Here is a 26063-nt window from a genome sequence, read left to right as displayed (position 1 = left end):
TTTATCTTCCAAAGTCATCCTGTACTCTTACGATATCATCTTCGTCTGAAGGATTGGATGCATCGGTATGCTGCCAGATTTCGGCTACAATTCCCCAGCCTGCAAGACCAATCAATCTGTGTCTTTCTCCCTGCTGAAGTTTTACCTGATCTTTCGGACCATATTCTCCTAATTCCCCTTCTTCATCAGTGTTGCTTCTTTTGATACCAACGGTTCCTTCCACCACCTGCCAGATCTCAGCTCTTCTGTGGTGATATTGCCAGCTTAATCTTGCTTCCGGAGCAACGATAAGGATTTTCGGGCTTAGCTTCCCTCCTATTCTCAGGTTGTCTACATCAATCCCGTCAAAATACTGGTTCGCAAAATCCTGTGCCTGTGTTTCATCAATTACAAAGAATCCACCCCATGGTCTTGTATCATCTTTTGCTGCGATGTTAAATCCTTGTGTCTGCAGCATACTTTCTACTCTATCGAATATTTCTTTTTTTTCTGTACTCATACAGCTTGTATTTCTAAATTAAAAATTATTTATTTGATTCTTCTTTTGACATTGAATAGGGAAAATCTTTTTCCTGTGAACCTCTTTCTTTGTTAGGCTTACTATCCATTTTAAAATCCAGAACAGCTCCTTTCATTAATTCTTTATGGCTCAACCAATTTTTAGAATAAGGCTGTTGGTTTACATTCAAAGATTTTACATATAAATTCTCCGCATTATTTTCCGGAGCTTTTACTTCAATTTTCTTACCATTTTCAAGATGAATGGTTGCTTCTTTAAACAATGGTGCTCCCAATACATATTGATCTGTAGCCGGTGTCACCGGATAAAATCCTAGGGCAGAGAAAATATACCATGCAGAAGTCTGCCCATTGTCTTCGTCTCCGCAATATCCATCCGGAGTGGCATGATACAATTTATTCATCACCTGTCTTGCCCAATATTGAGTTTTATAAGGAGCTCCTGCATAATTGTACAGATAGATCATATGCTGAATAGGTTGATTTCCGTGCGCATACTGCCCCATATTCATAATCTGCATTTCTCTGATTTCGTGAATTACGCCTCCATAATAGCTGTCATCAAAAACCGGTGGCAATGAGAATACTTCATCCAATTTGGCTTCAAATTTCTTTTTTCCACCCATCAATTCAGACAGACCATCAATATCCTGGAAAACAGACCATGTATAATGCCAGCTGTTTCCTTCAGTAAATGCATCACCCCATTTGAAAGGATTGAAAGGTTTCTGGAAATTTCCATCCTTGTTTTTACCACGCATCAAGCCGGTTTCTTTGTCAAATACATTTTTGTAATTGTAGGCTCTTTTCTTGTAAATATCAATTTCAGAAGCTGGCTTCCCGAGTGCTTTTCCTAGCTGATAAATTGAAAAGTCATCATAAGCGTACTCTAAAGTTCTTGCTGCATTTTCATTGATTTTCACATCGTAAGGAACGTAGCCTAATGTATTGTAATATTCTACTCCGGCACGGCCTACAGCTTCTATTGGACCTGCGTTATTGGCCCCGTGTTTTACAGCCTGCCAAAGAGCTTCCGTATCATATCCGCGAAGTCCTTTGATGTAGGCATCTGCCACTACAGATGCGGAATTATTTCCAATCATAATATCAGAATATCCCGGACTGCTCCATTCTGGTAAAAATCCTCCTTCTTTGTAAGCATTTGCTAATCCTTCCTGCATTTCTACATTGATATTTGGATAAACAAGGTTCAGGAAAGGATACAAAGCCCGGAAAGTATCCCAGAATCCGGTTCCTGCAAACATTCTTCCGTCAACAATTTTACCATTGTAAGGGCTCCAGTGTTTTATTTTGTTCTGAGCATCTATTTCATATAATTTTTGCGGGAAGAATAAAGTTCTGTATAAAGAGGAATAAAAAGTTCTCATCTGCTGGTCTGTTCCTCCTTTTACCTCAATCTTTCCTAATGTTTTGTTCCAGATATTTTTAGCATCGGTTTTTACCTGTTCAAAATTTCTGGTTCCGATTTCTCTTTTAAGATTCAATTCTGCCTGCTCAAAACTGATGAATGAAGAGGCTACTTTTGCATAAACCGTTTCTTTATTTTTAAGCTTAAACCCTACTACAGCTCCTGTATGATCGCTGGTAATTTCCAACTGATCATTAACCAGCTTATCATCTTTCCATGTTTTCGTCAGTTCAAAATCTTTATCAAACTGAATGACAAAGTAGTTTTTAAAATTCTCATATTTCCCGGTAGAATACCTCGTTGTATAGCCCAGGATTTTTCTTTCCTTCGGTAAAATCTTGATATAAGATCCTTTGTTTAATGCATCAACCACTACGTAAGCGCTGTCTGTTTTTGGAAAATCAAATTTAAAATAAGAGGCTCTTTCCGTAGGAGTAAATTCTGTAGTGACATTGATATCTGCCAGATAAACACTATAAAAGTAAGGCGTAGTAACCTCAGCCTTGTGGCTGAACCAACTTGCTCTTTCGTCTTCTTTAAATTTTACTTTTCCTACTCCCGGCATGATGGCAAATGCGCCATAATCATTCATCCATGGAGAGGGTTGGTGCGTTTGTTTAAATCCTTTTATTTTATCTGCATCGTAGGTATATGCCCATCCGTCACCCATCTTACCGGTCTGGGGAGTCCAGATATTCATTCCCCATGGAAGTCCTACGGCCGGATAGGTATTTCCATTGGATAAAGAGGGTTTGGATTGTGTTCCCATTAGAGGATTCACATAATCTACGGGAGATACATTCTGACCTAAAGCCCAGGCCTGTACTAACAGTAAGCAAGTAGAAAATATAAACTTCATTGTACGTTTCGTTTGTTAATTTATATAAGCTTTTTTAATGCATAGCTGGCAGCTCCAAGAATGGCTGCATCTTCAAATATAGCAGAAATTTTAACCTGCAAGTTAATATTATTCTTTGTTAAATTCTGAATAAATCTTTGCTCGAAATGAGGATAAGCTTTGGCAATATTCCCTCCTATAACTAAAACTTCCGGTTTGTAATGAGCTACATATCTGATAATAAATTCTGAAAAAGAATCTGCGTATTCATCAAACATTCTGGTCTGTATTTCTATGGGTTTATCCAGCAAATCTTTGGTTCCGGAGATTTCCTCTCCTGTCAGTTCTTTATAATGATTCACAAACCAGCGTGTTGCCAGATAATCTTCACAGATAGAGTTTCTGAAGGGAGAATCCCATAGATCTTCATCCGTTGCAAATTCTCCGTTGAAGAAAGTAGTTCCCAATCCTGTACCGAGAGTCACTCCAAAAGCACTATCGAATCCCTGAGCACACCCTCCGAATACTTCACCTTCCATGAATGCTGCGGCATCATTTACAAAATGAATCTGCTCCTGAGAAATGGAAAGTCTTTTTGCCAGTTCTTCTTTAATATTCACCTGATAGATATCTATAAATTTCCCCTGCTGCATCAGCGATATTCCGTTTTCATAATCGAAAGGTCCCGGCATTGCGATACCAATTAAAAGGTCTTCTTTTAACAGATTGTGAGCCACTTTTTCAATAGCCGAAACCCATGCTGAAAAAATAACTTCTTTATTTTCGAAAGCATCTACATGTTCTCTTACATAGGTAGAAGAAATGATTTCACGTTTTTCCGGATCTACCTGAGCCAATGTGATGTGCGACCCTCCGATATCTATTCCTACAATATTCTGCATTATTTTTTTTTTTTAAATTCAAGACATCCTTGTGACTGAAAAAACAGACAAACAGGAGTACATATCCTGTCTGTCTGCTTTGTATTTCAGACTTTATATTTATAATCCTGATAACTATATCATTATCTGAATCTTACTTTACAATAATTTTACCTGTTGAAATTACTTTACTGTTTGCGGATGTAATCTTGTAAATATAAGTACCACTGATTAAATCCTGTGTATTCACAGCATTATTATTTTGATTAATGCTCTGTTTTTTGAATAATTTTCCTGAAACATCATACAATGCCACTTCACTTGCAGAGTTGTCACTGATGGCAAAGTGAATATCATTTCCTCTTTTCACAGGATTTGGATAGACTGTACTGCTCTCTTTTATCGATTCAATATCTTTCACGGCAAGAGATGAAGAACAGGCAACATCTGTTCTCCAGTTGGCATCTGTCATATTGATCAGGGTGGCAAAATGAGTGTTTGCTGTAGCATCCAAAGCTCCCATTCCACTTCCTTCATCCATTTTCCAGTTCGCTTCAAGACCTGTGGAGTTGGCAGGAACATTACAGCTGTTACTCAATATTTCCTGTGGTGTTAGTGCTTTTTTCCAAACTCTGAATTCATCCAGGAAACCGTTGATTGTACGGGAATTGTCATAATTTCTTCCCAGATAAAGGATTCCGTTTGCTGTAAAGTTACCCGTTACTGCAAAGCTGGCATCAAGGCTTCCGTTGACATAAATTTTCATTGCTGCCCCATCATAAGTGGCTGCTATATGATACCATGTATTGGTATTGAATGCGGTATTTGTATTAAGCTTCACCTGTGATGAACCGAAGCTCAGGATAAACTGAAGTTTGTTATTCGCCAGATTTCCATCTCCGAAACGAAGCATTGCCGAGTTATTATCTCCTACTTCCACTCCCATTACTGATGAAATATAAGGGAATCCTGTTTTGAAAGCATTTACTTTTACCCAACCTTCAAATGTCATCGCATTTCCACTCAGGTTAAATTGTCCTGCATTAAGATAGTGCGTGCTTCCGTTGAAAGAAAGAGATCTTGCTCCGGGACTTGTAACAGGTGCAAAGCCACTGTTGAATGATCCTTCTCCTGAATACGTACTTGTAGTTCCTCCGGCACATCCCGCCTGTACTTTCCATACATAATTTGTATTTGGGGTAAGATTTTGAAGGGCGTAAGAATTAGTTGTAATATTCGGAATTTCAGACCATGTTGTGGCTGCTGCAGTTTTATACTGCAGTGTATATGAAGTTGCATTTCCTGCATCCCAAGATAGCTGAGCAGTATTACCAAGGAAACTTCCGGAAGTTAATCCTGATGGCGTAGTGCAGCCACTTCCGGAGTTAAACCTTGGTGCAAAAATATAAGTACTTGTTAATGTCGGTGAGCAATTGGACTGTATTCTCCAATCGTAATTGGTGTTCAGGGTAAGGTTATTGATGACAATATTATTTCCTGAGTAATTATTGGCTACGTTTGTCCATACTGTAGAATTGGCCGGTTTGTAGTCAATATTATAAGACTGGGAAGTATTGGAAGTCCAGTTCAGTTTTGCTGAAGTTCCTGTCACGTTTGAAACATCGAGTCCTAATGGTGGATCACAGGTTTGCCCCTGAGACCATGAATATAATTGACCGCTTAAAAGTGTATTTTCATTATAAAGAATATTGGAACCTGTGCTCAGATAGCTGGCTACATTGGTTCCTCCCAGGTCATACCACATGAATACACCATATTGGTCATTCTTTGTACTGGTTGCTAAGTTTGCCAGTGTAGTGGCAGAAGTTGAGCTTGGATTCGAGTTTTGTATCCATGTTGCCGCTGCAGAGATTTTGGATTTATTAAGAGGAGGAACAACAGGCGCATTGTATGTACTGTACATCGCATTCCATGTATAATCAATATAATTTCCTGCTAAATCTCCATTATAAGTTTGTCTGGTTGTAGCCGGACCATAGTAGTAGAATGTAATCAGTTTATCCGGCATTGCTGCTTTCAATTCCTGCAGAAGCATGACAAAAGAACTGTTATTAGGCTGTCCCGTTCCGTTATTTCCGTATCCTGCATATTCATCATCAAGGTCTACTCCATCCAGTCCGTAAGTATAAACGGTATGAGCCACCTGCAAAGCGAAATCTTTTGCTGCTTCACGGTTAGGAAAATTAGAAATTCCTGCTCCCTGGTGATTTCCTAAAAGATCAAGCAATACTTTTATCCCTTTTTGCTGTAAAGGTTTTACATAGGTATTGACATCATTAAGGACTTTGGTAACATTGTTATTGTTTGAGATATAAGCACGGTTTTTGGAAACATCATAGTTGATATTCGCTGCAAAAATAATAGCCACATCAAAAAGCTGTCTGTTCGTATTCTGCAAAGTATAGGAACCTGCATTCAGCGGATTATTGTTATTTACTTCCACATAGCAGACTCCTAAAGGATCAAGCTGCTGTGCTTTGAGTAATGGAGCCGACTGAAGCATTAAGGCCATCAGGGGAATAAAAAAGGATTTTTTTCTCATAGTATATCAATTTTATCGTAGAAAAATCATTGGGCCGAAGCCCAATGACTGAGGTTATTATTTTACCATTAGTTTTTCGGATTGTTTTAAGCTTCCATCGTGAGATTCAAACTGAAGGATATAGTTTCCTGCAGAAATTCTGCTTAATTCGTATTGATTGTCTCCTGAGTTCAGGGATTTTGTGTCTACAATTCTTCCGTTAAAATCATAAACCGTCAATTTTCCTTTGGTGTATTCATCAGGAACAGAGATTGTAAGTGATGAAGATCTGTTTACCGGGTTAGGATATAATTTTATCTGATTTTTAATACTTGTTTCTCCCACATTTATCGTCTTTTGGCCTGCAGTTCTTGCTAATGCTGAACTTCCTGTTGTACATGGCAGATCTGTTCCCCAATTAGAAGCATCAACGCCTGTTAATGTTAAAGTCACTCCGTTTCCGGAAGTATCCTGAACTGTAGAACCACTGCCTTCGTTAAACTTCCAGTAGGCAGCCAGTGAAGTTGCCGGAACGGATACATTACACATATTCTGACTGATTTCTGTCTGGCTCAAAGCCCGTTTCCAAACTCTTACCTCATCTATTTTTCCATTGAAGTTTCTGGAAGTATTGTACAAATATCCTACATTGAACGCTCCGTTTGAATTCACACTTCCGGTTTGTGCTTTAGTGGCATTCAGAACTCCGTTGATATACAATTTCATATTGCTACCATCATAAGTAGCTGCCACGTGATACCAGGTATTGGCATTCAAAGCAGTTGCAGAAGCCAATTTTTGCTGTACATTGTTAATACTTACGACAAACTGAAGTTTATTATTTGCCAGACCTGCATCTCCTAATCTTAAGAATGCAGAATTGCTGTCACCAACTTCTGTTCCCATGATAGAAGAGATATATGGAGATGCCGATTTGAATGATGAAGGTTTGATCCATCCTTCAAAAGATAATGCAGAACCGCTTAGATTCATACTTCCGGCAGCTCCTGATTCCGTACTTCCATCCAGAGACAGAGCATAAGAACCTGTAGGCGTTGTTCCTGAAGTGCTTGTAAATCTTGGAGCAAACATATAAGCGCTTTTCACGCTGCAGTTGGTTCTGATTCTCCAGTCATATTCCGTATTGGCTGTTAATCCGGAAACGGTTACGGAAGTGGAACTTGTTGCTGATACCGCATTGGTCCAAGTTGTTGAAGATGCTGGTTTATAATCAATATCATAAGTATTGGTTCCTACGGCTGACCAGTTTAGTTTTGCACTTGTTCCCGTAAGATTGCTTGTATACAATCCGATAGGTGCATCACAATTGGTTCCTTGTGTCCATGATTGTAAAGGAGTGCTTAAAACAGTCTGTTCTCCGTATAATGTCTGAGTTCCTGCTGAAAGCTGTGTTGCTTCATTGGTTCCGTGCAAATCATACCACATAAATACTCCATAGCCTCCATTTTTAGTCTGGGTAGCCAGGCTGGTGGTTGTAGAATTGGAAGTATTTCCCATCCATACAGCCGCAGGAGAAATCTGAGCTTTGGTAAGAGGTGGTACATTTGGAGCTGAGAATGTTCCGTACATCGCATTCCAGCTGTAGTTGACATTGTCTCCTACTCTGGCTCCGTTCCAGGAAAGTCTTGAAGCCGCAGGTCCATAATAATAAAATGAAATAATTTTATTCGGTAATAAGGCTCTGAGCTCCTGAACCAACATTACAAAAGAGCTGTCATTAGGCTGTCCTGTTCCGTTATTTCCATATTCTGAATATTCATCATCAAAATCAATTCCATCAAGACCGTAAGTATTCACTGTATTGGCAAGCTGTAATGCAAAGTCTTTTGCTGCTTCACGGGTAGGAAAATTACAGATTCCGGCACCCTGGTGATTTCCCAAAATCGTCAACACTACTTTCATTCCTTTTTGCTGGAGTGGTTTTATGTAGGTATCTGCATTGGTAAGAACTTTCGTAACGTTGTTATTGGAATACAAATAAGCTCTTCCACGGCTGGTATCATAATTAATGTTAGCCGCAAAAATATTGACCACATTGAACAGGTAGCTGTTCGATGTCTGCAGTTTGTACGATCCTGCATTCAGGATGTTGTTGTTGTTCACTTCCACATAGCATATTCCTGTAGGACTAAGCTGTTGTGCGTTAATCAGAGAACCTGACTGAAGCATCATGGCAATCAGTGCGGTAAAGATGGATTTTTTTTTCATTGTATAATTTTTTTAAGGTGTTTTGTGTCTGAATTTTATATAGCATTCCCCTGACACCTTCTTTTTCGGGAAGGAATCTCAGATGAATAAGCGATATAAAAGGGTGGGCTATGTCAGTAGCTCAGGGTTTTCGTTAAAGGTTTTCCATAACAATTCTCCAAACAAGGTATTTGCCCATGCAAACCATTCTCTGGTGAACTTTTTGGCATCGTCTTTATGGAAGGATTCATGCATAAAGCCTGTTCCTCCGTGCGTTTTCTGTAAGGTATCTATACACCATCTGATCTCACTTTTGTCTTTGGTAGTGAGTGCCTTCATGATGATACTCATTGGCCAGATCATATCCAATCCGATATGTGGACCTCCTATTCCCTCTGCCAGCTTACCTTTGAAGAAGAACGGATTGTTTTCTGACCATACAAATTTTCTTGTATTCAAATACACAGGGTCATCAGCTTTCACCGCATCCAGATAAGGCAGTCCCAGCAAGCTTGGGCAGTTCGCATCATCCATCAGGTTATAACTTCCAAAGCCATTTACTTCAAAAGCATAGATTTTTCCAAATTCAGGATGATTGTAAATTCCGTATTTTTTGATGGCTGCATCTACCTCATCAGCAAGGCTGTTCAGTTGCTGAGCCAGTGTTTTTTCGTTTTTAATCTGAGAAACCATTTCCGCCGCCTGACGTAAGCTTACTACTGCAAATAAGTTAGACGGAATCAGGAATCCATAAATGGTAGCATCATCACTTGGACGGAACATAGAACTGATAAGCCCTACAGGTTTTGTCGGATAACCATATCCTCCCATCGGTACCCCATCTGTTGCCCAGGCTGTTGTACGCTCAAATTTGTAAGGTCCCAGATCATTTTTTCTCTGCTGTTCTGTAAAGGTCTGCAGGGTAAGTTTAATTCCTTTCAGCCAGTTGGCATCAAAAGGTTTTGTATCTCCAGTTGTTTTCCAGAAGTGGTAGGCCAGACGGATAGGATAGCAAAGCGAGTCAATTTCCCATTTTCTTTCATGGGTTCCCGGCTTCATATCAGTATGGTCGTATTCTTTCCATTTGCTGATCTTCTGATCATCGTTGTAGAAAGCATTTGCGTAAGGATCTTTCAGGATGAAAGTAGTCTGCTTGTGGATTACTCCTGAGATCAGTTTGTGCAGTTTTTCATCTTTTTTCGAAAACTGCAGATAAGGGAAAACCTGTGCAGAACTGTCACGAAGCCACATGGCATCGATATCTCCCGTGATTACGTACGTATCAGGCGTTCCGTTGGTTTCATTATAGAAAACAGTAGTATCTAATGTATTGGGAAAGCTGTTTTCAAAAAGCCAGCTTAGCTCTTTGTTTTTCACTTTCTTTTTAAACGCTGCAATAGCATTTTCTACGGATTCGCTGGTAAAATGTCTTTTTTCTTTAGGAACACGGACAACAGGAAAATCGTCCAATACTAAATTTTTAGCAAAAACATTCTGAGTGAACAGCAATCCGGCTCCGGCCAGTGCACTTGTTTTAATAAAATTTCTCCTTTCCATTGATACTTTTGTTTCGTTTATTTTTATTAGTCTTATTTTACCGGTTTACTTCCCATTACAAATCTCAGCTCACCTCCGTTCATAATATCGCTGTGGTTCAGCTCCCAGCTTTTGTATTCTTTTCCGTTCAGGAACATTTTCTGTACATAGATATTCTTGTCAGATATTTTGTCTGCAATTACGGTAAATGTTTTTCCATTTTCTAATTGTAAAGAAGCTTTCGGGAACTGTGGTGCCCCAATAGCATAAACAGGTTTCCCTGGTGTCACAGGATAGAACCCTAATGAAGAGAAAATATACCATGCTGACATTTGACCGCAGTCTTCGTTATTAACAATTCCATCAGGTTTAGCGGCGTACATATTGTCACGGATAAATTTTACCATTTTCTGAGTCTTGTAAGGGCTTCCTGCATAATTGTACAGGTAGGGAACATGATGTCCCGGCTCATCACCAAATCCTAGAGATCCGATGAATCCTGAGATATCCACATGCTGCTCTCCTTCCATATGAAGCGCTTCTGTAAAGGTTTTATCCAGTTTTTCTTCAAATCCTTTTTTCCCTCCGTACAGATTCATCATTTCATCAATCTGATGAGGTACAAAGAAATCGTAAGCCCAGATGTTTCCGGAAACCCAGTGTGGCTGCAGTTTTTTCCAATCATTAAGAGTGAAATCCGCTAAGAATTTCCCGTCTTTTTGTCTTGGCCAGAAGTGATTATTTTCTTTATTGAAGGTATTCAAGAAGTTCATAGAACGTTTTTTATACACTTCTGATTCTTCTTTTTTGCCTAATTTTTCAGCAAGCTGCTGGATACACCAGTCATCATATGCATATTCCAGCGTTGCTGAAACTGAAGCTCCATTTTCTGATGGAGTGTAGCCTAGTTTGATATAGTCATTAAGGCCTCCGCCACCATCACTGCTGCTCATTTTGTCCGTCAAAGAAGCATCTTTCATTGCAGCAAATGCTTTTTCCGCATCAATCCCCGGAACTCCTTTTGAAATGGCATCCCAGATTACTGAAGCACTGTGATACCCCAACATACAGAAGTTATCATATCCGCAAAGTTCCCAGATTGGCATATGGTCTTTACGATCTGTATATCTGCTGATCAGAGAATTGGCAAATTCTTTTGTGTGTTTCTGATCCATAATGGTTAACAGTGGGTGAGTCGCTCTGAATCCGTCCCAGTAGGAATAGGTACTGTAATTCGTGAACCATTTTGTATTCATGTTTTCCTGAGCGGCAACATAATCTCCATTCACGTCCATGTAAAGGTTAGGGGCAATGAATGTATGGTAAACTCCCGTGTAGAAAATTTTTCTCTGGCTGTCTGTACCTCCTGTCACCTGGAATCTGCCAATAAGGTCTCTCCATGTCTTTTGTGCAGTTTCCTTCGCTTTTGCAAAATCAACATTTGTTGCTTCAGTATCGAAATTTTCCTGTGCATTTTCTGTACTCACCGGAGATAATGATACTTTTACTTCAATACTTTCCTGATCTTCGGTTGAAAATCTTACGAATGCTTTGGCATCCTTAGCAAGGGCAATTTTTTCATCATTTTTGATTTTTCCGTCAGCATACACGCCATAAGACTTAAACGGTTTGGAAAACTCCATTACGAAGTATGCAAATCGTTTACCTCCCCAGCCGTTGCTGTAACAGTATCCTTTGATTTTATTATTACCTTCTACACTTACTAACGTATGGTAGATATTTCCGAAGATTTTATTAGTGGGATCAATAATGATATTGGCTTCACTACTCTTCGGGAAAGTATATTTATGAAATCCTACTCTTGGAGAAGCGGTAAGTTCTGCTTTAATTCCATAGCTGTCCAGCATTACGGAATAATATCCGGGAGAAGCAATTTCTTTATCATGCGTGAATTTTGAACGGTACCCTGTTTCAGGATTCTCTTCCGTTCCTGGAACCATTTTTAGCTGTCCTACGGTAGGCATTACCAGAATATCTCCAAGGTCTGCCCATCCTGTTCCGCTAAGATGGTTATGACTGAATCCCATGATCGTTTTACTGCTGTAGTGATATCCGGAACACCAGTCCCAGTCGCCACTTTTTGTATTCTGATCCGGACTCAGCTGTATCATCCCGAAAGGCGTAGTTGCCCCCGGAAAGGTATGGCCATGTCCTCCTGTCCCTATGAAAGGGTCTACCCAGGATAAAACATCATTTTTATTTTGCTGGGCACTGGCTACAGAAAACAGGGTTGTAAAAAAGCAGATAATCAGTTCTTTTTTCATGATAAGAGAGGTATCGGAGATTTTTTTGTTTAAAAATAGGAAAACCATTATAAAATTCCCAGAAAACGGGAAAATTAAGATGATTAACCTATTTTCCTAAACTTTATATTACTGTATTAAATTGAATTCTTTTTCATAAAATCAATGATTTCTGAGATATATCCAAAGGCAATCGCAACTACGGTATCAGCAGCACCATAATATACGGTTACTTTGTCACCTTCTGTAAGGGCTGCACAAGGGAAAACCACATTCGGTACATCTCCTGTCAGTTCATACAATTCAGCCGGAGCCAACAGATAAGGCTTCGTTCTGTACAATACTTTTGTAGGATCTTCAAGATCAAGCAAAGCTGCTCCCATTGAATACCTGAATCCTCTGCAGGTATTGATCACTCCATGATAGAAAAGCAACCATCCTTCTTCTGTTTTGATGGGAACCGGTCCTCCTCCTATTTTTGTACACTGCCACGCACTGTCTTCAAATGGTGTTACTTTCATCACGCAACGGTGTTCACCCCAGTACTTCATATCAGGGCTATAGCTGATATAAATGTCTCCGAAAGGCGTATGTCCGTTATCACTAGGACGGCTCAACATGGCATATTTACCATTGATTTTTTCAGGGAATAAAACACCGTTTCTGTTGAAGGGAAGAAAGGCATTTTCACACTGAAAAAATTCTTTAAAATCAAAAGTATATCCAATTCCGATGGTAGGTCCATTGTATCCGTTGCACCAAGTAATCCAGTAACGGTCTTCTATAAAAGTGACACGGGGATCATATTTGTAATCGGATTCAATCATATCCGTATTTCCTGCCTGCATTTCAATAGGGTCATGATTAATATCCCAATTGATTCCATCTTTACTGAAACCAGCAAAAATATTCATCTGTACTGCCTTGTTATCACAACGGAATACTCCTGCAAATCCATCCTCAAAAGGAATTACTGCGCTGTTGAATATACTGTTGGATGTTGGTATCGCGTATCTGTTAATGATCGGGTTTTCGGAAAACCTCCACATGATATCATTGCAACCTTCCGGGCGATCCTGCCAGGGGATCATTACTGATTGAGCTGTCATAAAGTATTTTTTACTTTTTATTTTTAAATTATTATTAATTGATTTGTTGTTCTTTCTGATTTTCCGGATAAGGGAAAGGAACGAATAATGTGGCTAAGAATGCAGGAATTGTAGCAATCAGGACCCAGATAAAGAACATTTTGTATCCGATCCAGTCACTGATCATCCCACTGAACATTCCGGGAATCATTACTCCAAGATTCATAATTCCTGTTGCAAAAGCATAATGAGCCGTTTTGTGTTTTCCTGGTGCAATCTGCTGCATCATGTAGAGCATTAATCCTACAAAACCAAATCCATAGCCGAAATATTCTACCACCACAGCAATTCCCACAGGCAATAAATCTGAAGGCTGATAATGCGCTAATAAAGCATATACCACAAATGGAATATTAAATGCACAACATAACCAGATCAAAGATTTTTTCAGTCCGCGGGCTGAGATAAAATATCCTGCCAGAACAGAACCTAAAATGAATGCCCCGGAACCATAAGTTCCATAGACAAGTCCGATGTCTGAAGTGGATAACCCCAATCCTCCTGAAGCTCTTGGAGCTTTAAAAAATAATGGAGCAATTTTGATTGCAAATCCTTCTGCAAAACGATATAGGATGATGAAGAGTATACACCACAGAATCTTCTTTTTGGTAAAGAAAGAGGTAATCACTTCCAACAGTTCTTTACGAACATTTCCGGCCGTTTTCTCATCTTTCTGTTCTTCTTTATTCTCTTTTGGCAGAATGAAATAGTGATAAATCGCTAATACAAAAAACAGTAATGCATAGATCACCATAATGATCATCCAGGCATTGGTAACACCTTTTGTTTTTTCTAAAATACCTGCAAAATAAACTAATGCACCACTGCTGATAATCTTGGCAAGATTGTAAAAAGCACCCTGCCAGCCGATATATTTCGCCTGCTCTTTATTGGTAAGAAAACCAATATACGTTCCATCTGCTACCACATCATGGGTAGCTCCACAAAATGCTATTACGGCAAAAAGCGCAATACTGTATTTGAAAAAGTCATGCATTGGAAGACTTAAAGCGACTAATGCAAACAGAATTCCTATAGCAAACTGAGTAGAAATAACAAAGAACTTTTTTGTTTTATAGATCTCCAAAAACGGACTCCAAAGTGGTTTTAAAGTCCAGGAGAATAGGATAAGAGCTGTCCAGAATGTAATCTGCGAATCCGAAACACCCATATCTTTATACATGATTCCTGAAACCGCATTAATGGTTACAAAGGGAACACCCATTGCAAAGTATAATGTGGAAATCCAAAGAATTGGCTGGATCCGACGGGTTCCGGAGTTGTTTTTTCCCATATTTAAAAATAAGATTCTAAATAAAAGAGAACATCTCAAAAATTCATTCAGACTAAAAACGAAACTATAATTTTTTTGGAGATTCTACTCTATTCTCCTGTCTTAATGAATGGATCAAATAAAAATCTGATATTGAGATGTCTCTTTACTGATGAGTGATTCTGAATATTGTTTATTTCTTATCCCACCATAGCTTGGTGCCTCCGGTATCAGGTCCGTTCAGCATTTGTGCAGCCTGCTGGTAGTTATATAATGAAGTTTTGGTATCGATAGTGAAAGGAATTCTTCTGATCATTGCTTCCGTACTGATTGCTCCACCACTGTCATTTTTTCTTACCTTGAAAAGAATCGGGTAGCCTGTTCTTCTCTGCTCAGCCCATGCTTCCGGTCCGTTTGGATAAAGAGAAAGCCATTTTTGGGTAATAATTCTTTCTAATTTTCTTTCGTTGGTATCCCCGTTATTCCATGCAATGGTAATGGTACTTAGCTGAGGATTTCCTACAGCAACATTATTGTCTGCATTTTTCGGATCAACATAAGGTGCTTCTGTAGAAGTAGTATCAGCAAGATAAGAAGCGACATTAGCACTTTTCCCCCATTCCCCGAAAGACTGTTGAACTCCGGTAGTATAGTTAGCTTGAATATCTCCCGCTCCTGCATATCCTCTTAAAGCAGCTTCCGCTTTCAGGAACCATGTTTCTGCAGCAGTGAATAATTTCATTTTCCCATCTGTTCCGGAAAAATAATCTCCGCTGGCAGATTTTGCCTGTGGTTGTGAGAATGCTCCATAAGTAGATTTACCATTTAATAAATCAATTCCCTGGCGCACTCCTATATATTTACCCTGAACATCAGCATCTTTTGCAGGAATTGCATATGCCGAAAGTCTCGGGTCATTATATCCGTTCATATAAGCCATCAAAGGTGCACCTATTAAACAGTCTCCCCATGAGTAAATGATGAAACTCAATTCTGACTGTCCTACACTGATCAAAGCATTATCTGCATTGTCAGTAATTAATCCTGCAGGTGAAGCCAAAGCCTCTTCTGCATATTGTTTAGATTTTGCAGGATCAGCATAGCTCATTCTCATGGCTAATCTCAGCTTTAGTGAATTAGCAAATTTTGCCCATTGAGCCATATTTCCTCCATACACTAAGTCTGCACTTTTCAATGAGGTCTTATCTTCAACATTCTGTGTTGCCGACATTGCAATTACTTTCTGTAAATCTGTAATGGCCGCAGTAAGGTCTGCAATAAAATAGTTGTAAGCCTCTTGTTGAGAATCAAAATCTGTAACTCCGTTAGGGTTAGGTTTTTCATACTTACTGTAAACTACAGGACCATGGCTGTCTGAAACTCTTGCCGCTGTAATAACTTTCAGAATTTTTTTCACAGCAAGTGTACCGGTAAAATCTACACCCGGATAGTTTCCTTTGGCAGCATTATCGATAATGATAGAATAATTGAAAATATCCTGCTGTCTGGCAATAATTCTGTTATTCCATCCATCCATCATAGAATAAGTAAGATTATTTACTCCTCCGTTAAATGGTGTTGCGGTACTGAACATTCCGCTGTACATATCTGCACTCAGGTTAGGATATAACTGATAATCTGCCTGCAGCCCTCTCTGGATAGATTTCATAGGGTTTACAACCGCGATAAAGTCAGCGTAAAAGTTTTCAGGGCCTCCCAGCTTTTCCTGATTATATTGGTCAAAGTCATTAGTACATCCGGAAGCTGAGAACAGAACTGCAGCTCCAAATACCAATGTTTTAATAGTATTGATTTTCATTGTCGTAATTGTAAAAGTTAGAAGTTAGCTTTTAATGATAAACCGATAGATCTGGTAACTGGCAGACCGAATGAATCTACTCCCACTCCACCAGGCGTATTCCCTGATACCTGCTCAGGATCAAACGGTGCTTTCTTGTAGAAGAAAAATAAATTGGTTCCTACTAAACTTACCGTTGCATTTTTCAAATATTTTGAGTTAACATCAAACATATATGAAACAGATGCCTGACGTAAACGTATTGTTGTAGCACTATACAGATAGGCTTCATCAACTCCTTTTCCAAATCCTTCGGTTGTTCCTACTGCTTTATAATAATCTTTAGCGTTAGTCAACCCAGTATAAGCCTGTCCTGCATTAGGAGTTCCCGGTGCATACACTGCATTTGGGATTGATACGCCTCCAGCATCTCTAGCATCAGCAGTGGTCTGACTTACTCCATATAAATCATTTGCTTTTTCTGTAAGTGATAATACTTTACCTCCGAATTTCCCATCAATAAGGAAAGATATTCCCAGTTTACCAATATTAAATGAGTTATTGAATCCCATAATAAACTTAGGGTTCGGGTTACCCAAATAAGAAGGCGTACTCTCTGCTAAAGGAACCCCTTTCTCATTCACAAGAACACGGCCCTGGTCATCTCTTTTAAATTTGATTCCGTAAAGATCTCCAAAAGAACCTCCCAGTTTTAATCTTGTATAGTCACCACCTCCGGTTAATGAAAAAGTCAGGTCTTTAGAAACATTGATGCTTGTTGGTAATAATTCAACGATCTTGTTTTTATTGGCCGATGCATTCAATGTAGCAGTCCATCCGAATTTTTCCGAATCAAAGATTTTATAAGATAATGAAGATTCAAAACCTGTATTTCGGATTTTTCCGGCATTAATATAATAGGATCCCGGAGCCAATCCTCCTAAATAAGAAGGGATTGTGGTTTCCAACAACTGGTTACTGGTATTTGAATTGTAATAAGTAATATCAAAATTCAGTTTGTTATTCAACATTCTCAACTCAGTCCCCGCTTCAAACGTTTTATTAAGTTCCGGCTTTGGAAGCAATGCCTCAAAACCTGCACCTGTAGCAAAAGAACTCTTAGGATATACAATCGTTCCGGCATCTACTCCATAAACATATCCTTTATTATATTCAACCATTGCATTGGTGATATTGGTAGGTAATCCCAAACCAACGGTTGCATAAGACCCTCTTACTTTCCAGAAATTAATAACTTCCGGAAGTTTGAACACAGAAGATAATATAGCATTTGCTCCTACAGATTCATAATCAAATCCGGTTCTTCCTGTTAATGCTAAAGTAGAATCCCAGTCATTTCTGAAAGTCATGTCTACATAGAACATATTTTTGTACCCTACGGAAGCACTCGCAAAAACAGACTGTACCTGTTTTTTCATGTTCGTATAGGTATTATGATATCCATCTCCCGGCGCTCTGTTTACATTCCACTGAAGGTTATTCAAGGTGAAAAGATTAGGATTTGCCAGATAAGCATTATCAATTTGTCCTATTTTATTTCTTGTCGTATTGATACTTCCTCCTACTGTAAAATCTAAAGAGATAGATTCACTTACTTTAGGGCTACCGATCAATAAAACATCACCATAAGTAGAAGAATTTTCATAGGTATTTTTAAGCATTCTACCATTAATACCATTAGCCAGTAAGCTAGGCGCTGAAAAAGCAACAATATCACGCTGGCTGTCTGAAATATTCCAGCTGTAGTTTCCTCTCACTCTTGCAGTCAACCATGGATTAATCTGGTAAGACAATGAAAGGGCACCGTATGTATTTTTGTTACTCACTGTAACCGGGTTTCTGTTTAAGATCCAGTAAGGATTCTGGGTCACAGGATTTCCTTTGAAACTTCCATCCGGGTTTACTTCCCACCAGTTTTGAGCTGGTAAAAATCTCGTTTTATCCAAATAAGAATAATTATCGCCTCCGTATTGGTCAAAATCTACTCCTCTCGGTAACCAGTACAAACTTGTCAAAGGAGAAAAAGAAGCTCCCGGTGTCTGTCTGTTCTTACTTTCCTGTAATGATCCGATGAAATTGGCATCCAAAGTCAGTTTATCATCCAGAAACTTACTTGAATTTCTGAAAGAGACATTATACTGATCAAAATACGACATTGGAACCACTCCTTTATTGGTCGTATTTCCGATAGAGAAATAGTTTGTTGATTTTTCATTTCCTGACTGGAAAGAAAGACTGTTTACCCATGTAGTTCCTGTTTGCAGAAAATCTTTAAGATAATCCTTTGAAGATCCTTTTGCACCCCAGCTGTCTACCGCCTGACCTGGCTGCTGACCAGCAACAGATGGATCATAAGACAAATAGCTGTGCTGTAGTTTTGGAAGGCTATACGCTCTGTCTACGGTAAGGCTGGAACTGTAAGTAATTGAACTTTTTCCTGCACGCCCTTTTTTAGTCGTAATCAAAATAGCTCCGTTACCTCCTGCAGAACCGTACAGTGCAGAAGCCGAAGCTCCTTTTAGGAAGTTCATGCTTTCAATATCATCCGGATTGATGGAGCTCAGTACATCTCCCGGATCCGGCATATTGGAATACTGCCCGATATCTGCTGATTTTCCTGTTCCGTTGATAATGGGAATACCATCAATTACATATAATGGCTGTGCATTGTTTACAGATTTATTCCCTCTCATGATCACCCTTACGGAGCTTCCTACACCATTGGTTCTGTTGATCTGTACGTTGGATACTTTTCCATTGATCGAATTTAATAGATTGGGAGTTTTCACTTCTGTAAGCTCATCTCCACCAATCTGCTGACTGGAATACGTCAAAGAGCGGGCCTGCCTTTTTATCCCCAAAGAGGTGACTACGACCTCCTCAATACTGTTTGTCTTCGTAGTGTCGGCCGATTTTTTCTCCTGTGCATTCGCAGAAAGTGAAAAAACGAACAGAACAGGTATAACTGCTTTTCTCATAAGGTTTAGATTCGTTAGATTTAATTGAGAATCAATGACATTGCTTTGTTATTCAATACAAAAAAAATTATTGTTTTTTCAGCAAAATTTTATCGTTTATGTATTAAATAATTTAAAGTTTTGTTAAGATTTAATTCACATTCACAAATCTAAATTTTGTAACCAGTCTGATATAATACTATTTTATCATAAAACGATATTATTTTTTCAGCAATTTTATTAAAAAGCAACTAAACATTTATATATCAACAAAATACACTACATTAAAATCAGTAGAAAAAAGGGGATTTATCTTACATTTTATCCAAAAAAAATCGGATATGAATACCCGGTTTTGTATTTTATTTTGAACTGATGATACAGAAAAAGTAAGTTGTAAAAGAATATTATTCAATTTTTTTCACTCCTTTAAACTGTTCTTTAAATTCAGTGGGAGTTGTCTTTTTAATAGACTTAAATACCTTATTGAAGTTGGCAATATTATTAAATCCGGCTTCAAAAGCAATTTCAAAGACCGTAAGATTTTTTTCCATCAGCCAGCGTGCAGCATAGCTGATTCTTATCTCATTCAGATAATTGATAAAAGTCTTTCCGGTTCTTTTCTTAATAAACCTATTGAAAGTCACATTGCTCATATTCACCATGGAAGCCACTTTATCAAGCGTGATTTTATTTTCAAAATTTTTATGAACAAAATCGTGGATAATCTTCATTTTATCATTATCCGCAAAAGTCTCCAGTTCAATACTATAGGATGATAGAAGTATTTTATTTTCAGCAACAGCCAGTTCATTGAGAATTTTCATAATTTCTATGAATGATTCAAAACTGTTCATCTTTGACAGATTGAGAAACGAATCTTTTAGTTTCTCAGCAGTTTCAGCTGAAAAAAGAATTCCTCTGATGGAATCTTTCATCAGATTATTGATAGGCTTAAGAATATTTTTCTCCATCAAAGACTGGTGAAAGAAATCCTGATTAAACTGTATCGTGATCTCGTGGGTTTTTCTGTTTTTGCATCTGTAATTAGCCCAGCAATGCGGTAAATTAGGCCCTACCAATACCAATTCTATATTTCCTATCTCTCCCGTATGATCTCCTACCATTCTGCGGTATCCCTTTCCTTTGTAGATAAAATTGATTTCAATTTCCGGATGATAGTGATAGGGAAAGTCAAATGATGCTTTAATCCTGTCAAATACAAGAAAACTATCCTCAGGAGACAGTGGAGTTATTTCTCTCAGAATATTTTCTAATTCGCTCATACAGGCAGTTGTGAAAAAAGGGTTAATAATATGGGTCGCAGCACAAATCTTTGTAAAAATGATAAAATAATATCAATGTAAAAACATATTTCCCATTTATTTTATCCCAATTCTCTCTGCCAGGCATCAGAAATTTGGGTTTCAATAATTTAATAGAGTTCAAACCCATGCTTTTTTGTATCTTTAAACTAAAGTTAAAGTATGCCGCAACAGCTTATTTTCGAAGACCACTATAAAAGACTCGGCCTGGAAGTATTTTCAGAAGAAAATCTGGAGAATTTCAATGGAAACCGGTTCAGCACAGATATCAAAGTATTTTTTATTCCTTCAGGATATGAGCTTACGGTAGACTTTAATCATTACATAACAAAGAAACCCTCACTGTTTTTCCTAACCAACCAGCATCTGAACATTCTGAAAGGGAAAGACGAATCTATTCTTCTTTTCTACAACCGTGATTTCTACTGTATCCAGATCCATGATAAAGAAGTAGCTTGTGATGGGCTTCTCTTCCATAATGTATTCGAAATTCCTTATGTGGAGCTTGATGATTCAGAAACAAGTCTTATAAAAAGACTGTTTCAAAATATCCAGGATGAACTGGAATGGAAAGATTCTTCTGCCGAGGAAATGATCAGAACCTATGTAAAACAGATGATCATCCGAGCAACCAGAAAATGGAAACAACAGAATTTAGACAATAACGCAGTCCGAATTCCGGGTACTGAACTAGATGTTTTCAGAGATTTCAGCAGACATCTGGAAATTCATTTCAGAGAAAAACATAATGTGGCAGAGTATGCAGACCTGCTTCATATGGCACCAAAAACATTAACCCATAAATTTAAAAGTTTAAATCTGGATTCTCCCAACCAGTTCATCATCAACAGAATCCTGTTAGAAGCTAAAAGATTATTATTCTACACTGATAAACCAGTTAAAGAAATTGCCTATACTCTTGGATATGAAGATCCGGCTTATTTTAACCGTCTTTTCACAAATAAAACGGGAAGCACTCCTGCAAATTTTAAAAAAAATTACTCTTCGGGAAAAAAGTACAATATTTAAGTCTTTTTATCTATTGAATATACCTCATTGCAGACATACCTTTGTAACATCAAAATCAAACAATACTAAATACAAAAAAACAAACATTATGAGACGTAACGCAACAGCCGTTTGGAACGGTACCATCAAAGAAGGAAAAGGACATTTAACAACACAAAGTACAACTTTAAACCAGACTCAATATTCTTTCAACAGCCGTTTTGCGGATGGTGTAGGTACGAATCCTGAAGAATTACTGGCAGCAGCTCATGCAGGATGTTTCACCATGAAATTAGATGCTGAGCTTTCACAAGCCGGATACAATCCTGAAGAATTAAAAACAACTTCGGTCATCACTCTTGATCCCAATGTTGGAAAGATTACAAAATCTGAACTGACTTTGACTGCTAAAGTTCCGGGAATCTCTGAAGAAGAATTCCAGAAATTTGCTAAAATCGCCGAAGAAGGATGTCCTGTAAGTGCAGCATTCAACTTTGAGATTACATTGAATGCTACTTTAGAAAATTAAAAATCTTAATTTCAACATCAATAGGAACGGGCTTTAGCCCGTTTTTTATTTTAAAAACAAATCCATTGGCTTCAGCCAAAATTTAATCCGCCAATATCTGTATCATGTAAATCTTCAAACAAATATACCGAATGGTATATTTTTGTATATTTGCATATAATTAAGCATTTAAATGTCGAAGGCAGAAAAAACAAAACAGCATATCATCGAGAAAACAGCTACTCTTTTTAATACGAAGGGTTATATTTCCACATCATTATCCGACATTACTCAGGCAACCGGACTGACAAAAGGCAGTATCTATGGAAATTTTGAGAACAAAGATGAAGTAGCTATTGAGGTTTATAAATACAATGCAGGATTACTGGGCAAAACCCTTAGCCGTTCTTTTGGTGATGAGTTCCCAACTTCTCTGGATAAGCTTCATGCTTTTGTAGATTTCTACCGAAAAAACTGGAAGTTTGTTTTCTCAAACGGAGGCTGCCCCATCATGAATGCAGCAACGGAAGCGGATGATTCTTTCCCTGCTTTAAAAAATCAGGTTAAAAAGTCTTTTGAACAATGGATGTCAAAAATTTCATCAGCTATTATGGAAGGGCAAAAGAAAGGGGAAATTAACAGCAACGTAAATGCAGAACAATTCGCGTCTCTATTCATCATGCTTATTGAAGGCGGAATCCTGCTTTCAAAAACAATGGGTGATCAAAGCTTTCTAAACAATGCTTTAGACAAAATCACCAGCATGATAGATCATGAACTCAATATTCTTCCATCATAAATTATACAATATGGAAACAAAAAAAGTGGCTATTGTAGGATACAACAGAATTCCTTTCGCCAGAATGAATACCGCTTATTCGGAGCAGGGTAATCAGGATCTCCTGCTTGCTTCTCTGAATGGATTAATAGACCGTTATCATCTTCAGGGGAAACGCCTCGGAGAAGTTGCCGGCGGAGCTGTTATTAAACACATCTCTGAAAGCAACCTCATCAGAGAAACCGTAATGAATACTTCTCTTGATCCTGCAACTCCTGCCTGTGATCTTCAGCAGGCATGTGACACAGGTATTGAAGCGGCTATTTATATCGGAAATAAAATTGCATTGGGCCAGATAGAATCAGGGATTGCATGCGGTGTGGAAGCAATGAGCAATATTCCGTTTGAGTCTTCACCAAGATTAAGAAAAGCGCTTTTAAAAGCCAATAAAGAAAAATCTGCTTTTGGAAAAATAAAACAGCTTTTAAGTCCGAAACTGAAAGACTGGATGCCTATTCCTTACAAAGGACAGGAGCCTAAAACAGGTCTGGTAATGGGTGAACACACAGAAATCACTGCCAAATACTACAATATTCCCAGAGAAGAACAGGATTTACTGGCTTTAAAAAGTCATCAGAATATGGCTAAAGCTTATGATGAAGGATTCTTTGATGATATGATTACTCCTGCTTTTGGCTTAGATAAAGACAATAATCTAAGACGTGACAGCAGTATTGAAAAATTATCACAGCTAAAACCTGCTTTTGATAAACAGAACGGAACGTTAACCGCAGGAAATTCCACCCCTTTTACAGACGGAGCTTCCGCAGTTTTGCTGGCCAGTGAAGAATGGGCAAAAGCCAACAACCTTCCAATTTTAGCTTATATCAGTTTTTCTGAACTGGCAGGAATAGAATATGTTGAAAATAAACAGGATCTTCTTCTTGCTCCTGTTTTTGCCGCAGAGAGAATGCTGAAAAAAGCCAATATGAATCTCTCAGACTTTGATTACTATGAAATCCATGAAGCTTTTGCAGCACAGGTTTTAGCGACCATAAAAATCTGGGAAAATGAGGAACTTGCCAAAAAATTTGGACTGGAGAAAGCACTTGGAAAGATAGACAGAAATAAATTGAATGTAAAAGGAGGAAGCCTTGCAGCGGCACATCCTTTTGCAGCCACAGGCGGAAGAATCATTGCAACCCTGGCAAAATTACTTCATGAAAAAGGCAGCGGAAAAGGATTCATATCCATCTGTGCCGCCGGCGGGCAGGGAGTAACCATGATTTTAGAAAAATAAAAATTGAAAGTATGGATAGATTAGCACAATTACAGCAATTCATTGGAAAAGAATTCGATCAGTCACCATCCCCTTTTATGAAATGGCTTAATCCCATCGTTCTTTCTGCAGATGAGGGACAACTGGCATTTCAGTATACGGTAAGAGCGGAATGGCTGAATCCCATAGGAAACCTTCATGGTGGAGTTACAGCAGCAATAGTAGACGATATCATTGGTGCCACCATGTTTTCTTTAAATGAAAATTCTTTCATTACCACCATAAATAATGTCATTGATTATTTTTCAACTGCAAAAGAAAATGATAATATTGTAGCTGAAACTAAAATCATTAAAAGAGGTAAGCAATTTGTCAATGCACAATGCGAAATATGGAATGCAGACAAAACACGCTTAATCGCAAGAGGAACCTCTAATTTATTCAAAATCAATAGCTAATTATGAAAAGAGTTGTCATTACAGGTCTGGGCGCAGTGACGCCTTTGGGAAATAATGTCGAAGAATTTTGGCAAAATAGTATCAACGGAGTGAGTGGAGCTAATAAAATCACCCTTTTTGATACAGAAAAATTTAAAGTACATTTCGCATGTGAGGTTAAGAACTTTGATCCAAAACTTCATTTAACACACAACGAAATCAAAAGAAGTGATTTATTTTCACAATATGCCATGTATTCCACTGCGGAAGCTCTAAAAGATTCTGGTCTTGAACTGGAAAATATGGATCCTTTCGATATTGGAGTAATCTGGGGAACCGGACAAGGCGGAATGTGGACTTTCGAAAGTGAAGTCATGAATTTTGCAGCCGGAGACGGAACGCCAAGATTCAATCCTTTCTTTGTACCGAAATTCATTGCGAACATGGCATCGGGAATGATCTCTATGAAATATGGTCTGCAGGGAATCAATTATACAACTGTTTCTGCGTGTGCAACCGGAAATACGGCATTAATGGATGCTTTCAACTATATTCGTCTGGGAAAAGCTAAAGTAATCGTCAGCGGTGGTTCTGAGGCAGCAATTTCTCCTGCTTCTATCGGTGGATTTTCCATTATGAAAGCCATGTCTACAAGAAATGATGATTTTGCAACAGCCAGCCGTCCTTATGATGCAGACAGAGATGGTTTTGTAATGGGTGAAGGTTCCGGAACATTGATTCTGGAAGAATATGAGCACGCCAAAGCAAGAGGGGCAAAAATTTACGCAGAATTAGTAGGGGCTGCAATGACAGCTGATGCTTATCACATGACAGCACCTCATCCTGATGGTGTTGGAGCTATCAAAGCAATGCAACTAGCCCTCAATGAAGCAGGAATCAACGTGGATGATATTGATTATCTTAATCCGCATGCAACCTCTACTCCGCTTGGAGATTTGGTTGAGTTGAACGGGATTAATAAGTTATTTAAAGGAAGTAAAAATCTTGACATCAGTGCTACAAAATCTATGACAGGCCACTTATTGGGTGCTGCAGGAGCCGTTGAAGCAATTATTTCTATTAAAGCGATTCAAAATGGAATTATTCCGCCAACGATTAATCTTCATTCTATTGATGAGAACATTCCGCAGGATATCAATATTGTATTTGGAGAGGCGAAGGAAAAAGATATTACCTATGCTTTAAGCAATGCTTTTGGATTCGGAGGGCATAACGCAACTTTAGTGTTCAAGAAATTCAGCTAATTTGAATTAAGATAATTGAGGATCCCTGTATGAAAACATACAGGGATTT

Annotated in this window: 18 protein-coding genes; 6 read left to right on the top strand and 12 right to left on the bottom strand. The window is 38.4% G+C overall.

Translation table 11 applies throughout. The features are described from left to right. Position 1 precedes the first annotated feature (1 nt). From ACWPWS_RS22875 to ACWPWS_RS22820, 12 genes are all read right to left on the bottom strand, one after another. A complete protein-coding gene (locus ACWPWS_RS22875; protein WP_047380263.1) occupies positions 2–499 on the bottom strand; it encodes a cupin domain-containing protein in 498 nt (165 codons plus the stop codon). Positions 500–524: 25 nt separating this feature from the next. Further along, positions 525–2807: a GH92 family glycosyl hydrolase gene (locus ACWPWS_RS22870; RefSeq protein WP_454048032.1), complete on the bottom strand. Its 2283-nt coding sequence runs from the start codon at positions 2805–2807 to the stop codon at positions 525–527. A 20-nt stretch (positions 2808–2827) separates the two neighbouring features. Then, on the bottom strand, positions 2828–3688 hold the full coding sequence (locus ACWPWS_RS22865; protein WP_454048031.1) for an ROK family protein: 861 nt from the start codon (positions 3686–3688) through the stop codon (positions 2828–2830). Between the two features lie 133 nt (positions 3689–3821). Next, on the bottom strand, positions 3822–6230 hold the full coding sequence (locus ACWPWS_RS22860; RefSeq protein ID WP_454048030.1) for an endo-beta-N-acetylglucosaminidase H: 2409 nt from the start codon (positions 6228–6230) through the stop codon (positions 3822–3824). Between the two features lie 57 nt (positions 6231–6287). Next, positions 6288–8438 carry an endo-beta-N-acetylglucosaminidase H gene (locus ACWPWS_RS22855; RefSeq protein ID WP_454048029.1) on the bottom strand — a complete coding sequence of 717 codons (2151 nt, stop codon included), beginning with the start codon at positions 8436–8438 and terminating at the stop codon, positions 6288–6290. 108 nt (positions 8439–8546) lie between these two features. Beyond that, complete coding sequence (locus tag ACWPWS_RS22850) at positions 8547–9974, bottom strand: glycoside hydrolase family 125 protein (RefSeq protein WP_454048028.1); 1428 nt, start codon at positions 9972–9974, stop codon at positions 8547–8549. Between the two features lie 32 nt (positions 9975–10006). Beyond that, positions 10007–12238, bottom strand: a complete 2232-nt coding sequence (locus tag ACWPWS_RS22845; protein ID WP_454048027.1) for a GH92 family glycosyl hydrolase — start codon at positions 12236–12238, stop codon at positions 10007–10009. A 116-nt stretch (positions 12239–12354) separates the two neighbouring features. Further along, the gene (locus tag ACWPWS_RS22840) at positions 12355–13326 is read right to left on the bottom strand and encodes a glycoside hydrolase family 130 protein (protein ID WP_047376309.1); all 972 of its coding nucleotides are present in this window, start codon (positions 13324–13326) and stop codon (positions 12355–12357) included. 34 nt (positions 13327–13360) lie between these two features. Beyond that, the gene (locus ACWPWS_RS22835; protein WP_454048026.1) at positions 13361–14659 is read right to left on the bottom strand and encodes an MFS transporter; all 1299 of its coding nucleotides are present in this window, start codon (positions 14657–14659) and stop codon (positions 13361–13363) included. Between the two features lie 172 nt (positions 14660–14831). After that, positions 14832–16457 carry a SusD/RagB family nutrient-binding outer membrane lipoprotein gene (locus tag ACWPWS_RS22830; protein ID WP_454048025.1) on the bottom strand — a complete coding sequence of 542 codons (1626 nt, stop codon included), beginning with the start codon at positions 16455–16457 and terminating at the stop codon, positions 14832–14834. 17 nt (positions 16458–16474) lie between these two features. Further along, complete coding sequence (locus ACWPWS_RS22825) at positions 16475–19435, bottom strand: SusC/RagA family TonB-linked outer membrane protein (protein WP_454048024.1); 2961 nt, start codon at positions 19433–19435, stop codon at positions 16475–16477. A gap of 386 nt (positions 19436–19821) precedes the next feature. Then, a complete protein-coding gene (locus ACWPWS_RS22820; RefSeq protein ID WP_105683159.1) occupies positions 19822–20700 on the bottom strand; it encodes an AraC family transcriptional regulator in 879 nt (292 codons plus the stop codon). 201 nt (positions 20701–20901) lie between these two features. Between ACWPWS_RS22820 and ACWPWS_RS22815 the strand changes: the two genes are divergently transcribed. From ACWPWS_RS22815 to fabF, 6 genes are all read left to right on the top strand, one after another. Further along, positions 20902–21768: a helix-turn-helix domain-containing protein gene (locus tag ACWPWS_RS22815; RefSeq protein ID WP_454048023.1), complete on the top strand. Its 867-nt coding sequence runs from the start codon at positions 20902–20904 to the stop codon at positions 21766–21768. Between the two features lie 88 nt (positions 21769–21856). Then, a complete protein-coding gene (locus ACWPWS_RS22810) occupies positions 21857–22276 on the top strand; it encodes an OsmC family protein (protein WP_454048022.1) in 420 nt (139 codons plus the stop codon). Positions 22277–22448: 172 nt separating this feature from the next. Further along, positions 22449–23054 (top strand): TetR/AcrR family transcriptional regulator, encoded by a 606-nt coding sequence (locus tag ACWPWS_RS22805; protein ID WP_209786320.1) that lies wholly within the window; start codon positions 22449–22451, stop codon positions 23052–23054. 10 nt (positions 23055–23064) lie between these two features. Further along, the gene (locus ACWPWS_RS22800) at positions 23065–24333 is read left to right on the top strand and encodes an acetyl-CoA C-acetyltransferase (protein ID WP_454048021.1); all 1269 of its coding nucleotides are present in this window, start codon (positions 23065–23067) and stop codon (positions 24331–24333) included. 11 nt (positions 24334–24344) lie between these two features. Further along, positions 24345–24770 (top strand): PaaI family thioesterase, encoded by a 426-nt coding sequence (locus ACWPWS_RS22795; protein ID WP_105683156.1) that lies wholly within the window; start codon positions 24345–24347, stop codon positions 24768–24770. A gap of 2 nt (positions 24771–24772) precedes the next feature. Next, positions 24773–26014, top strand: a complete 1242-nt coding sequence (gene fabF, locus ACWPWS_RS22790) for a beta-ketoacyl-ACP synthase II (protein ID WP_454048020.1) — start codon at positions 24773–24775, stop codon at positions 26012–26014. The last annotated feature ends 49 nt before the right edge of the window (positions 26015–26063 follow it).

Source organism: Chryseobacterium sp. Marseille-Q8038 (assembly GCF_965111995.1).
Note: the sequence above shows the minus strand (reverse complement) of the source record. Positions and strands in the feature narration are given on the sequence as shown.